This is a genomic window from Streptomyces gossypii (assembly GCF_025165795.1).
GTDB classification, from domain to species: domain Bacteria; phylum Actinomycetota; class Actinomycetes; order Streptomycetales; family Streptomycetaceae; genus Streptomyces; species Streptomyces gossypii.
This window is the reverse complement of the sequence record NZ_JAJAGO010000003.1, coordinates 257,471-270,872: the sequence shown is the minus strand read 5'-3', so window position 1 is coordinate 270,872 and position 13,402 is coordinate 257,471. Positions and strand designations below refer to the sequence as shown.

The window sequence follows — 13,402 nt, the reverse complement described above, 5'->3', positions numbered from 1 at the left end:
CACCATGCCCATCACGGCCAACCACATCCGCACCACCATCACCGCGTACCTCGACCAGCACCCCGAGGACAAGCGCGAAATCGACATCGTCCAGGGCCTCCTCGACGACGGCGACGACCTCACCAGCCGCAAGTTCCTGCCGGGACACGTCACCGCAGGCGCGATCCTCGTCGGCCGCGACGGCCGTGTCCTGCACATCCTCCACAACGCCACCGGCAAATGGCTGCTGCCCGGCGGCCATATCGAGCACTCCGACGACACGCTCCTGCAAGCTGCCGGCCGTGAACTCGCCGAGGAGACCGGCATCCCGCCCTACGTCGTCACCCCGCACAACGAAATCCCCTGCACATCGACGTCCACCCCATCGACGCCAATCCCGCCAAGGACGAGCCCGCCCACCAGCACTTCGACTTCCGCTTCCTCTTCCGTACCACCGCCGACATCGGCGAACTGCAGACCGAAGAGGTCACCGACGCCGCGTGGCGCACGGTGGATAGCCTCGCCGACGAGCAGCTGAAGCGGCGGGTTGCCCGGGCGCTTCTCTGACCAGCGAGGGGCGGCGGCTCTCGAGCACGACTACGATGCCGCCGTGCTCGGGGGCCTCGAGCGTGCGATCGGCTACGGCCCAGCTTCTCTTGGCTCGGGTCCTATACGGCATCGCCGGTCGGGGCTTGGGAGCCAGACGGTTCCACAGACCTCGTACCGACACTCTCGCCCTCCGTGCCCACCTCCAGCGGGGCTTGGCACCGCCGTTGGAGCTGAACGCGTTCGTCGTCCGGGATGTTCATCGACTCGGCCAGCACCGCGGCGAGCGCGGTCACGACGGTGTTGTCGAGGTCGGAGTCGAAGAGCCACTGGATGTTGTCCTCGGGCGTTATGAGGTCGATCGCCAAGCGCCCGTTTCCGTCCCGTGTGGCCGGTGCTCGGACGTATCGCACTCGGTCTATCGGGATGTCATGACCGATCTCACCTTGCCCGAGGAATGCGTTCGTCTTAGCCGTGATGATGCGACGATCCGTGACGGCGACCAGATTCCTTGACGCCGCTTTGTCCATCGCCGGCGCGACCTTCCCCTTTGCTCCGTCGAGGATCGCACCAATTCGAGCGGGGGCATCGAGACCGAGGACGCGGAGGGTCTCACCGTCCTCGAGGAACCATCGCAGAATGCGAAGGTACCGCTCAAGATCCAGTGACTTGGGCGCACAGACGACGGCGGGAGCTTGGAGTGGAGGGGCTGGTGGATGGAGAGCGTCGGCAAGAGGCTGGAGGGCCTCCAGAAGTTGGGCGCTGGTGAGGCGAGCCTTCTTCGCGTCCTTCCGCTTCCCGATTAGCGGCCCTGTTGCGCGTCCGGGGAGCTCGGCAATGATCCGTAGCTCCCGCGTCAGCGAGTCGACGAGGCTCGTCGTCTCGGCCAAGGCGGAGTTGAACTCCTCGCCGGTCTCGCGCTCAATGATCTCAACGAGCCGTGCCTCGTCATCGTCTTCGCGTCCAACGGCTCTCGCACGCGCAGCGTGGAGCGTCTGATATCCGGTCCATGCCTTGAGCGAAGACAGGAGGGCGTGGGCATCGAAGATAATTGCCCTGGCGTTCGTCTCGAGATACTGACGTCGGCCAGGTGTGTCGAGCTGACCGAGCTGTCGGACGTGTTCGCCGACGTTCAGACGGTACGTTTCGCGCTGCTTACGCAGGTCGTCGTCTTTAGCCGCGACTTTCTCCCACTCGGTTGTCGTGACCGATCCGAGCTCTCGCGCGCGGCCAACTGCCCGATCGACGGTGTCGACGAGCGCCGTCAGGTCGGCCCACTGCCCGTGGCGCATGGTCGTGAGGACCTGGCTTGTCAGCGCGATGTTGGTTCGAACGAGGCCCGCGACCTGGCTCAGCATCATCTGAAGCGCGACCATGGCCAGCGCCGGCCCGATCGCAGCCGCGACCCCAGCCGCAGTCACCGCAGTGACAGGAGTCCAGCGAACCTGGTGGGCTATCTTGCCGTTGAGGAACACTGCTCCGAGATTCGCGCCATCCTTGACTGCGAGCGCTCCGCCAGCGCTCAGATACGCCCGCGCCGCGTCGCCGAGCCTGTAGACCCCCTCAACGCTGGCGAATGCGTTTGCGAGGTTGCCGCCCACGGTCGCCGTGTTGCCAATCGAGGCGAGGGCTGCCGAGATCCGCGTTCGGTCGTCGACCGACACGAGCCCCAAGTCGATCGGATGAAACTTGAGCTCCGAAATGAGATCCGCAGGGATCGCCCCGAAGGCGACGGCAAGACCTGGCCGCACCTCCACCAGTACCGTCGACGCCGCCGCCGAGTTACTGCCCGATTGGTGTGCCGGACAGTGCACAGCACGTGAGTCGGCGGCATCGCTCCGACCGTTCCCCTCAGGCTCGTCGGCCTCCATCGAGTCCGCAGGATCCTGCATGTGATCTCCTCCCCCGCGAGGGTGTCCAGCGCCCCAACACAAAGTTGCCTAACCCCAGGAACAGCAACAGTCTAATCAGGCGGATGACGGATCTTCGCCCAGAATCTTCTGCGCGATTGGCCGCAGCAGGGGGACGGCCTCCTGTGCAATTCGGAAGCCCTTTGCCGAGACCGCATCGGACTCTCGATCATAGACGGCGAAGAATAGATTCTCAGCGTCTCCGACTTCGACGCCGTTTTCTTCAAGTCTCTTCGTCGCCGTCTTGACAGGCCGAGTAAACCCCCGGAGCATCCGCGTTTCCGCATATCCGCCGATCTCGTAGACCGTCGCTCGGCTGACGAATCCGTCGTTCTGGGCCGCTTCAAGCATGGAATACGCCTGCACGTCAGCCTGACCGAGCAAGAGGTCCACCAAAGCTTCGAGTGCTTCGGAGGTCCATTCTGGACCGCTGGGGGTGGTGGTCTGCAGCTGCTCCAAGTCCCTTACCGAAGCCGTCTCCACCTCGAGATCCAGAACGAGACGTGCCTGCTCCAACAGACCGCTCGACTGAAGCATGAATAGTCGACATCCCGTGCGGCGGAGCATCTCCTGCGTTAGTTCAGGACGGGGCCTCGCCGCAATGTTCCCGTCACGTTGCTTCCACCAGTCCTCTTTGCTGTCTCCCGTCACGAACAACACCTCGGAGCCAAGACGCGTGGCCTCTACGAGGGTCTGCTCCCAGACGAGATAGTCCCCTGCTGCCCGTTCATCCGACTTGGTCTTGAAGTCTTCGTAGCCGGGCGGAATATCGTGCTCTCCGCGTCGCTTCGCCTCGATCAGTGCGGCCGCGTGCTCATGGTCGGCAAGTGGAGGGCCAATCCGGCCCTGGAGTATGGGCTCCAGCCGTGCCAGTACGGGATCGGTGTTCGTGTCGGTGGCATCTGCGAGGGCGTCTTTGCTGGCCTGCCCATCGATCAGAGACTGCAGACTGAGCAGGACGGTGCCGAGCTGCTCCCGGTGTTCGGCGATCATGCCGCTGATCTCCGCGTCGTCACCAACGTGGACCTGTTTCAGCCACCGATCGAGTGCGTCGCTGGCCGAACGGCCGGCCTTGACCAGCGCCGAGCGGACTTCCTTGGCCTTCAAGCTGTGATGGCCGAGGATCGTGCTCTGCTCCCGAAGGCGCCAGAATTCGGTGAGGACCTGGTGCGGTACCCACAGACGATCGTGCAATCGGTCCAACACTGCGAGCAGGTCGCCTCTGGTCCGCTGGTTTGACCTGTAGAGGGTCAACAGCACGTTGGTGTCGACCACTACGAGCCCCGTCGTGAACAACCGCTGATAGTCCTCCGGGGAGGGCGTTCGGTATTCGGCGAATCCGTCAAAGAGCCCTCGCTCACCACCGGTTTCGTCAGCGTCGGGCGAGTTCGTCACCCCATTGATCACTTTCGCCCCCAAAGAAGCACCCGCTGCAACAGCCTGGCTGGCTCCGTCCCGATCATTCCGCAAGGACGCCCTCAAGATGTGCGAGTCGGCCAGATTGAGGTGCCTCCATCGCGGGACCGGGGGCCCCTGGCCTGACCCGTCCCTGCCATCACCGGTGCGGCATGGTCTCAGTCCGGGTCTCGTTCGGACCCGTTCGGGGCTGACCAAACGAGGGTCGCCCGAACACTCAGCACCAGGTCAGGATGCATACGGCCCCCGCCGAACCCCCAAGCGAACATTTGGAAAGCGTGTTGGGGGCAACTCCTCAGGGGTTCGAATCCCCTATCCTCCGCCCAGCCTCACCGGGCTGTCACGAAGGCCCCGACCGCTCAGCGGCCGGGGCCTTCGTTGTCCAGCCTACGAGCAAAAGCAGCACGCGCACGCAGCCTCCGAGCCGCACAACCGAGCCCGACCCTGCCGCAGCACCCGCCGATATCCAGCCGCACATTCACCGCCCCTCGCAGGCCAGGACGCCGCCCCTGAGCACGGGCCGGATGTGGAGAGCTGCTGAGGAGCCAGACTCATGCGGCCGGATCAGCCAACTCATAGGCTGGTGGGGTGGGATTCTGGATGACACTGTCACGGCACCATGCGGCACAGGTCGAAGCCCTGCTCGAACACCCTGACGGAGCTCAGGCAGGCCGAAAGAGGCTGTGGGACGCCTGGACCGAGGCACCACGGCCAGATGAACCCCACGACTCGGTGCCGTTGCTGGAGTTCCTGGAGGAGAACGACGATATCCGGCGTAACTGGGATGGCCTGCACGTGATGCTGACCGGCTGCACGAACCACGCCGATCACGAGGATCGGGAACCCTGCGGACGTGCGCCTGCGCGCGACGCAGTGATGGGAGGTCTGGCCCTCCCAAGGGGTGGTCGCACTGGACGAATTGACGATGCACGACTGCTCATGCCCGACGAAGTACGCGCGGTGCACGACTTCCTGCAGGACCTGGACATCCCCCGCCTGGTCCAGGAGCGCGCCACCCTGGTCGAGGAGGCAGATGTGTATTCCTTCCGCATGGGTGTCGGACTGGCCGACGGCAGCACCCGGAACATGAGCATGATCGAAGACGGGTCCCTGGCCGACAGTCTCAGAAACGTGCGCGACTTCTACGCTCGCGCCGCAGCAGACGGAAACGCCGTCATCAAGGAAATCTCCTGACCGAAGGCGCCGAGACTCATCAATGGGGCGGGGTGTGCGGGCCGGTCCGGGCGTACACGGTGCGTGGGGACCGGCCGCACGGAGCGCCGCCACCCGTAGTGCTCGCAGCACCCACCTGACGACGAACACGGGCGCACCCGCTGTTCCGGTCGTGCAGCCGCAACCGGCGGACGTGAACCGCCGACGTCCGAGCCGCTGACGTGCCCCTTCCCATGCTGGAAGCTGCCGTCGTGCTTCAGCAGGAGCGCGACGGCAGCACGTTTCCCGGATATTTCGACCTGCTTCTGGCGAGAGCGCGGCATGTGGGGGTGCTGGCCACGCCCTCGCGGCGGACGGTGATCACGAGCTGGGCCGGTACTTAACACCGTACGTGGGGCAGGCAGGGCTGCTCACGGGTGCGCGGATCTCACCGCCGTCGTCACCGGCACCCCGACCACGCGGCTCACCGCGCTCCTGGATTCCGTCGCCGACCGGGAGACCAGCGGCACAGCCTCGGTGTGGCGGTTCAGCGCCGGCAGCGTCCGCCGAGCTCTGGACGCCGGCCCCCCCCGGACGGCGTCGCAGCCGACCTGGCCGCGGTCGCCGTCGGCCCCCTCCCTCAGCCCTTGTCCTATCTCATCGCCGACATCGCGCGCAGCCACGGCCGCGTACGCATCGCCCCCGCCGCCTGCGTCATCCACGGCGAGGAGCCCGCGCTCCTCGCCGAGCTCACTGTCCACCGCAAGCTCGCCAAGCTCGGCCTGCGGCTACTCGCCCCGACTGTGGTGGTCAGCCGCAGCCCGCTCGAGCCAACCCTCGCCGCGCTCCGCGCCCAGGGCTGCGCTCCCGTCGCCGAGACGGGCGAGGGAACCGTACGCATCGAGAGAGCCCGGCCTCAGCGGGCCGCCGCGCCCGTCCCGGCCCCGCGCAGGACCGGCGGCAGGGCGGGCCTGAGGAGCACGGCCATCCGCGCGGCGAAGGCCCCGGCCCCTGTCGACCTGAGCGCCTTGGCCTCCCGACTGCTGACCGCCCCGCCGACCACCCCGGACCCCGACCCGTTCGGCAGCGGAACCCCGTATGGCACGGACACCGAGGAAATCGTCTCCGGGTACGCGAAGCGGCTGCTGTACAGCGATGTCCGCCAGCTCGCCCATGCCATTGACGCCGGTCAGGCCATCACCGTCGAGTACGTCGCCACCTCGGACAGCCGGACCGTGCGCACCCTCAGCCGCCTCGTACTCGACCCGCCCTACCTCGAAGCCTGGTGCCATCTGCGGGACGCCGAACGCGTTTTCACCCTCTCCCGCATCCACGGCGTTATGCCCGAATAAAGAACCACGATGGTATCGATAGCGATAGTATCTCTATCGATACCATCTTCTGCAGGAGTGTGTTTCCATGCGCGGCTTCATCGGGCGGGACCGAGAGCTGAACGTGCTCCGCAACGCCCTTCAAACGGTTCACGATGCCGCCGGGTCAGCGAAACCGGGGCAGTGCGTCCTCATGCGGGGAAGGCGGCGGGTCGGCAAGTCCAGCCTCGTCGAGGAGTTCCTCCGGCGCACCGAGACGCCGAACCTCTTCTTCACCGCGGCAGGCGGCACGGCGGAGGACGAACTGACCGAGTTGCTCGACGCCGTCGCCAGATCCACCCTGCCGGAGCGGGAACTGTTCTCGGAGGAGACCCCGGAGCAGTGGAACGCGGCATTCCGGCTTCTGGCGGAGATCCTTCCCGACGACAGCCCGAGCGTGGTCGTCATCGACGAGGTTCCGTATCTGATGGACCGCATCGACGCCTTCGAGGGCATGCTCCAGCGGGCCTGGGACCGCGTGCTCAGCCGCAAGCCCGTACTCCTCCTCCTGGTCGGATCCGACCTCTCGATGATGGAGGCGCTGAACAGCTACGACCGCCCCTTCCACCAGCGCGGCCGGGAGATGGTCGTGGGTCCGCTGAACCCTGCCGACATCGGCGAGATGCTCGACCTGTCGCCGGCGGTCGCCTTCGACGCCACCCTGATCACAGGCGGCCTTCCGCTGATCTGCGCGGAGTGGCGGGCCGGAGCGGACGTCTGGGAATTCCTCCGCGACTCGCTCGACAACCCGATCTCAGCGCTGCTGGTATCCGCCGAACGTTCGCTGGCCGCAGAGTTTCCACCGCAGGCGATGAGCAGGGAAGTCCTACGGGCGATCGGAGCCGGAGAACGAACCTTTACCAACATCGCGCGCGCCGCCGGCGGCATCGCCCACACGACGCTCACCCGGGCCACGGACGTCCTGACCGAGAAACGGGTGGTGGCAGCCGAACTGCCCCTCTCACTTCGCCCGTCGAAAGAGCGCCGCTACCGAGTGGCAGACCCCTACCTGCGGTTCTGGCTCGCGTTTCTGGATCCGCACATGGCGGAGATCGAGCGCATGAGAGGAGATCTCACTCTGAGCCGGATCAAGGAGCAGTGGACGAGCTGGCGGGGCCGCGCGATCGAGCCCCTGGTCCGGGAATCCCTCGCCCGTCTCCTGCCGGACGATCTCCTGCCCGCCGCCCCGGCGATCGGCGGGTACTGGACCCGAAGCAACGACATCGAAATCGACCTCGTGGGCGCCGACCGGCAGCCGGTGGCCAAGCACTTGCTCTTCCTCGGCTCGGTCAAGTGGCTGGAGACCTCCGCGTTCGACAACCACGACCTTGCCGCGCTGCACAAGCACAGGGCAGCGATCACCGACGAGCCTGTGCCGCTCGTGGCAGTTTCCCGCAACGGGACCAGCTGTACTGGGCTTCATGCGGCGTACGGCCCCGAGGAACTGCTCAGCGCCTGGCGCAGAGCGTGAGCAGAGGTTGAGTTGCCGTGGTTGCAGTTCTGGTTGCGTTCACCTGCGTACGGCATTGTCCAGAAGTCCCGACCACCCCCACTCCATCGCGGGTCAGAACGCCTGCGAACCCACCCGGCCCCCCCGTACGAACATTTGGAAAGCGTGTTGGGGGCAACTCCTCAGGGGTTCGAATGCCCTATCCTCCGCCCAGCCTCACCGGGCTGAACGTAGACCCCGACCGCTCAGCGGCCGGGGTCTACGTCGTCCCGTGGTTGCGGTTGTCGTCGGAGCTCGAGCGTTGCCTACCGGTGCTCAGCGCGCTGCGACAGACGCTGCACACCGTGGCCGCTCACGGCCGTACCGTCGCATGAGCTGTCCGCACGCGACGCTCTGCTGCTCCCCGGCGAGAAGGAGCCGCCCACCGACGGCTGGGAGATCAAGGAACGCCTCGACCACGTGGTGAACGCCGTCCTGGACTCGGCGACGCGCGCACCGAGCCGACCACCGTGGTCGACTTCTCCCAGCGCGATCCCGAGATCATCCGCTACGGCGCCGGGGACCCCGCCCGCTTCGGGTGACGGGCTGCCCGGCGCCGTGTGGAGGCGGCGCTACGCCGTACGGTCGCCGTGGTCGCCGTGTTCGCCGTGGTCGCCGTGCGGGGCCGCGTGCTCCAGTTCCAGCGCCTGGCTGTGGGCGACGAGCGCGGGATAGTCCACGGCGACCCCCCGCAGCAGGGTCTGGATGGCACGTTCGGCCTCGCTGTCGGTCAGATGCTCGCGGCCGAACAGCGCGCGGTAGTGCACCAGTGCACCGAGGAGGTCGAGCAGTTGCTCGCGGTCGGTCTCGGCGCGCAGGTCGCCGCGGGCGATGGCCTGGTCGAGGGTGCGGCCGACGGCCCGGCGAGACGGTTCGATGAGGGTCCCCAGAAAGCAGTCCCGCAGCTCCGGATCGCGCGCGCAGTCGCTGTAGAGGGAGGCGAGCACGTCCGGCCGGATCGTGCGGTAGGCGGCGAGGAAGACGTTGAAACTCTCCGCGAGGTCGCACAGGGTGCAGCCGGAATCCGGCGGGGCGGGCACGTCCAGCCGGGCGGCGATGGCGGCCAGCACCAGCGGGGCGCGGCCTGCCCACCGGCGGTAGATCGTCGGCCGCGAGGTCCCGGCGCGGCCGGCGACCTCCTCCAGGGACAGCCCGGCGTATCCCTTCTCGTCCAGCACCTCCAGGGTGGCGGCGAGAACGGCGGCGTCGATGTGGGCGTCCCGGGGGCGGCCGGGGGCGCCTCCGTTCCGTGAGCCGTGGGCCTTGGACATACGGGCAAGGCTATCTTATCGTTACGTTACAAGCCGTAATGTAATTCCACGAGGAGGCCGGACCCGATGACCTCGCATGACGGAACGGGCGATACGCGCGACGCGCCGCCGCGCGCCACCCGACGGGAGTGGGCGGGCCTGGTGCTGCTGGTGCTGCCGATGATGGTGCTGTCCACCGATCTGACGGTGCTGTTCTTCGCGCTGCCCACCCTCAGCGCGGATCTCCAGCCCAGCGCGACCCAGTCACTGTGGATCGTGCATGTCTACGGATTCCTGATCGCCGGATTCCTGGTCACCATGGGACGTCTCGGTGACCGCGTCGGCCCCCGCCGGCTGCTGCTGACCGGGTCCGTCGCGTTCGCCGCCCTGTCCGCCGTCGCCGCGTTCTCGGTCAACGCGGACATGCTGATCGCCGTCCGCGCCCTGCTGGGAATCGCCGGCGCCACCCTGATGCCGTCGCTGATCTCGCTGCTGCGGACCATGTTCCGCGACGACCAGCAGCGCCGGATGGCGATCGCGGTCATGTTCAGCGCCTTCGCCGTCGGCGGCGCGATCGGCCCGCTCCTCGGCGGGATACTACTGGAGTTCTTCTGGTGGGGCTCGGTGTTCCTCATCAACATCCCGCCGATGATCCTGCTGCTGCTCGTGGGCGGCTCGCTGCTCCCCGAACGACGGGAGCGGACCGCCGCCGGACTGGACGCGGTGAGCGTCGGACTGTCCGTGGCCGGGATGCTCGCCGTGGTCTACGGCCTGCAGGAACTCGCCGCCGGACAGGAGAGCGGCAGCGGGGCGGCTTGGCCGTACCTCGCGGTCGTCGCCGCCGGACTCGTCGTGCTGACCGTCTTCGTCCGACGGCAACGGCGGCTGCGCGACCCCCTGTTCGACCTCGCCCTGCTCCGCGACCGCCGGCTGACCGCGTCGCTGGCGACGCTGCTGATCGTCGGCATCGGCGCGGTCGGCGTCTTCTATCTGTTCACCCAGTACCTGCAGTGGGTGGCGGGCCTGTCACCGTTGCAGGCCGGCCTGTGGACGCTCCCCTACATCGTCGTGAACATCACCGGCGCGATGCTCGCGCCGGCGCTGGCCCAGCGGTTCCGCCCGGTGACCGTCGTCACGGCCGGGCTCGCCGTCGCCGCGCTCGGCTCGGCGCTGCTCGTCCTCGCCGCCACGGGCGGGGCGCTGGTGCCGGTGGTGGCCGCGCTGTCGGTCGTCGCCCTCGGCCACGGCGCGGCGCTGGCGCTGCTCGGCGATCTGATCATCTCCAGCGCGCCGGAGGAGCAGACCGGTTCGGCCGCCGCCGCGCAGGAACTGGGAGGAGAACTCGGCACGGCCCTCGGCGTGGCGGCCGGCGGCGCGATCAGCGTCCTCGTCTACCGCGACTCGCTGTCAGGCAGCATGCCGACCGAGGTGCCCGACGCGACGGCAGACACCGCGCGGTCCAGCATCCACGACGGCATGGCCGAGGCTGACGCACTCGACGACCGGGGCACGGCCCTCCTCGACGCGGTTCGCGACGCCGTGACCCACGGCATGCAGACTTACGCGGGCGTGGGCGCCGCCCTCCTCGCCGCCGCGACCGCGCTCGTCGCCGTGGTACTGGTGCGCGGGAGGTCCGCCGCCGACGACGTCGCGCCACCGGTTGATCCGGATGCCCAGCCCGTCGGTACAGGGCGGTGACGCCGGGAGACGGCCGGGCTGTCACGAAGGCCCCGACCGCTCAGCGGCCGGGGCCTTCGTTGTTCGTGTGCGCAGCCTGACCGGCCAGGAGGGGCAGCGACTGCAGCAGATCGTGCGCCGGGGCAGCACGAGTTCAGTGCGCCACCGGCGCGCGATGACGCTGCTGACCCCGGCCGGCAGGATCCGGGCGCCGTGATCGCCCAGCTGGTGCAGACCGACGAGGACACCGCTCCAGCCGAGCCCCCTCCCCTCCCGTGAAGTGACCTGACTCACGTCCTGTCACAGCGACCGACGGCGCGGTGTCTTGAGGCCGAACACCTGGAATCGGAGGAGGCACTATGGCTGGGAACACGCATGTGGTCGTGATCGGTGGCGGATACGCGGGTGTGATGGCCGCCAACCGGCTGACGCTGCGCGACGACGTGACCGTGACGCTGATCAACCCGCGCCCGGACTTGGTCCACCGGGTCCGCCTGCACCAGCTGGTGGGCGGGTCGGACGACGCGATCATCGCCTACCAGGACGTCCTGGCCGAGGGCGTCCGGCTGATGGTCGACTCCGTCACCCGGATCGACGCGGCCGAGCGCAGTGTGACGCTGACAGCCGACGGCACGCTCGACTACGACTACCTGATCTACGCCGTCGGCAGCGGCAGCGCCGGATCGAGCGTGCCAGGGGCGGCCGAGTTCGCCTACCCGATCGCCACCCTGGAGGAGGCACAGCGGCTGCGCCCGGTCCTCGACGCCGCAGCCGCGACGGCCCCCGTGACGGTGGTCGGCGCGGGCCCCGCCGGCATCGAGACCGCCGCCGAGTTGGCGGAGGCCGGCCGCCGGGTGACCCTGGTCTGCGGAGGTGTGCTCGGCCCGTACCTGCACACCCGGGGCCGTCGCTCGGTTGCGAAGCGGCTGGCCAAGCTCGGCGTGACGGTCATCGACGGCTCCGGCACGATGGTGACGGCGGTGACCCGCGACGCTGTGCGGCTCGCCGACGGCCGTGAGCTGCCGAGCGAGGTCACCGTCTGGACCGTCGGCTTCGGCGTTCCGGACCTGGCCGCCCGCAGCGGGCTGAGCACCGACGCCGTGGGCCGCCTGCTCACGGACGAGACGCTGACCAGCGTGGACGACGCGCGCGTCCTCGCGGCCGGGGACTCGGCGGCACCGTCCGGCCTGCCGCTGCGGATGAGCTGCCTGAACGCGTCGCCGCTGGGTGCGCGGGCCGCCGATACCGTGCTCAGCCGACTCGCGGGTGAGCAGCCGGAGGACCTCCACCAGTCGATGTACGCCCAGTGCATCAGCCTGGGCCGAAGCGCGGGCATCTACCAGTTCGCCAACAGGTCCGACGTCGCGGTGGGTCTGCACATCGACGACGGCCTGGGCGCCAGGGTCAAGGAGTTGGTCTGCGAGGGCATCCCCAAGCACCTGGCCAAAGAGGCGCACAAGCCCGGTTCGTTCAAGCTGCACCGCATGCCGGGAGGTGTCGCCAAGCGCCAGCAGCTGCTGCGAACCGACCGCGCCGACCGCGCCGACCGCACCGAGGCACCGGCCGCCGCCGACCGGGCAGTCTGACCGGCGCGTGCTGCGAGGATCTTGCCGTAGACGCACGCGAACGCGGTCGGCCGCCAGGGCCGACCGCGGAGGACGAGGAGAAGGGACGAGAGATGAGCGACGACGCCACCGACCCGGCGACCGAGGTGTTCCTCGCCCACCGCAACCTGCTCTTCACCGTCGCCTACGAGATGCTCGGATCGGCCGCCGACGCCGAAGACGTCCTCCAGGAGACCTGGCTGCGATGGGTCAGGGCCGACCGGGGGCAGGTGCGCGACCAGCGCGCCTACCTGGTCCGGATCACCACCCGCCAGGCGCTCAACCGGCTGCGCACCGTGAAGCGCCGCAAGGAGGCATACGTCGGCCCCTGGCTGCCGGAGCCGCTGCTCACCACGCCGGACGTGGCCCAGGACGTCGAGCTCGCCGAGAGCGTGTCGATGGCGCTCATGCTCGTCCTCGAGACGCTGTCACCGACTGAACGCGCCGTCTTCGTACTGCGCGAGGTCTTCGACATCGGCTACGACGAGATCGCCGAGGCCGTCGGCAAGAGCCCCGCGGCCGTCCGCCAGATCGCCCACCGCGCCCGCCGGCACGTCGACGCCCGCCGGCCCCGCCGGGTGGTCTCCTCGCACGAGGGCCGGGCGGTCCTGGAGTCGTTCCACCGCGCGATCGAAACCGGGGACCCGCAGGCCCTCCTTGAGGTGCTCGCCCCCGAGGTCGTCCTGATGAGCGACGGCGGCGGCATCAAACACGCCGCGCTGCGGCCGGTCACGGGCGCTGAGCAGGTGGCCCGTATGTTCGCCGGCGGCATCGGCAAGTTCGAAGGCAGGCTCACCGCCGAGCCGACCGCGGTCAACGCCAACCCGGCACTCCTCGTCCGTCTGGACGGCGAGATCGACGGCGTCATGGCGATCCGTGTCGAGGACGCCCGCATCACCGGCCTCTACTACGTCCGCAATCCGGAGAAACTCTCCCACGTCGCCTTCGCGACCCCGCTCACCCTGCGCTGAACACCAACGGCCCCCGACGCGCACGTCGGTCCGCGAAG

10 protein-coding genes and 2 pseudogenes are annotated in these 13,402 nt (G+C 68.4%); 9 read left to right on the top strand and 3 right to left on the bottom strand.

All coding sequences use genetic code 11. The features are described from left to right. The first annotated feature begins 4 nt into the window (after positions 1-4). Positions 5-517, top strand: coding sequence for an NUDIX domain-containing protein (locus tag LHJ74_RS07695; protein ID WP_311203271.1), 513 nt, complete (start codon positions 5-7; stop codon positions 515-517). A gap of 130 nt (positions 518-647) precedes the next feature. Here LHJ74_RS07695 and LHJ74_RS07690 read toward each other — a convergent pair whose 3' ends face one another. Together LHJ74_RS07690 and LHJ74_RS07685 are read right to left on the bottom strand one after the other, a co-directional pair. Next, on the bottom strand, positions 648-2,417 hold the full coding sequence (locus tag LHJ74_RS07690; protein WP_260216795.1) for a hypothetical protein: 1,770 nt from the start codon (positions 2,415-2,417) through the stop codon (positions 648-650). A gap of 75 nt (positions 2,418-2,492) precedes the next feature. Then, on the bottom strand, positions 2,493-3,830 hold the full coding sequence (locus tag LHJ74_RS07685; protein ID WP_260216794.1) for a PIN-like domain-containing protein: 1,338 nt from the start codon (positions 3,828-3,830) through the stop codon (positions 2,493-2,495). A 609-nt stretch (positions 3,831-4,439) separates the two neighbouring features. On the opposite strand from LHJ74_RS07685, the gene LHJ74_RS07680 reads away from it, so the two are divergent. The 4 genes and pseudogenes from LHJ74_RS07680 to LHJ74_RS07665 all read left to right on the top strand — a co-directional run. Beyond that, the gene (locus tag LHJ74_RS07680) at positions 4,440-5,045 is read left to right on the top strand and encodes a DUF1877 family protein (RefSeq protein ID WP_260216793.1); all 606 of its coding nucleotides are present in this window, start codon (positions 4,440-4,442) and stop codon (positions 5,043-5,045) included. A gap of 605 nt (positions 5,046-5,650) precedes the next feature. Continuing rightward, entirely contained in the window at positions 5,651-6,355 is a 705-nt protein-coding gene (locus tag LHJ74_RS07675) for a WYL domain-containing protein (RefSeq protein WP_260216792.1), read from the top strand. A gap of 67 nt (positions 6,356-6,422) precedes the next feature. Further along, positions 6,423-7,844, top strand: coding sequence for an ATP-binding protein (locus tag LHJ74_RS07670; protein WP_260216791.1), 1,422 nt, complete (start codon positions 6,423-6,425; stop codon positions 7,842-7,844). A gap of 372 nt (positions 7,845-8,216) precedes the next feature. After that, positions 8,217-8,404, top strand: a pseudogene (locus tag LHJ74_RS07665) (L-threonylcarbamoyladenylate synthase); the annotation flags it as partial. A gap of 30 nt (positions 8,405-8,434) precedes the next feature. Here LHJ74_RS07665 and LHJ74_RS07660 read toward each other — a convergent pair. After that, positions 8,435-9,133, bottom strand: coding sequence for a TetR/AcrR family transcriptional regulator (locus LHJ74_RS07660; protein WP_260216790.1), 699 nt, complete (start codon positions 9,131-9,133; stop codon positions 8,435-8,437). Between the two features lie 66 nt (positions 9,134-9,199). Between LHJ74_RS07660 and LHJ74_RS07655 the strand changes: the two genes are divergently transcribed. The 4 genes and pseudogenes from LHJ74_RS07655 (at position 9,200) to LHJ74_RS07645 (ending at position 13,364) form a co-directional block, all read left to right on the top strand. Continuing rightward, entirely contained in the window at positions 9,200-10,810 is a 1,611-nt protein-coding gene (locus LHJ74_RS07655; RefSeq protein WP_260216789.1) for an MFS transporter, read from the top strand. A 67-nt stretch (positions 10,811-10,877) separates the two neighbouring features. Next, positions 10,878-11,038 (top strand): annotated as a pseudogene (locus LHJ74_RS34135) (IS630 family transposase); the annotation flags it as partial. A 110-nt stretch (positions 11,039-11,148) separates the two neighbouring features. Next, entirely contained in the window at positions 11,149-12,375 is a 1,227-nt protein-coding gene (locus LHJ74_RS07650) for an NAD(P)/FAD-dependent oxidoreductase (protein WP_260216788.1), read from the top strand. 92 nt (positions 12,376-12,467) lie between these two features. Beyond that, on the top strand, positions 12,468-13,364 hold the full coding sequence (locus tag LHJ74_RS07645; RefSeq protein WP_260216787.1) for an RNA polymerase sigma-70 factor: 897 nt from the start codon (positions 12,468-12,470) through the stop codon (positions 13,362-13,364). Positions 13,365-13,402: the final 38 nt, after the last annotated feature.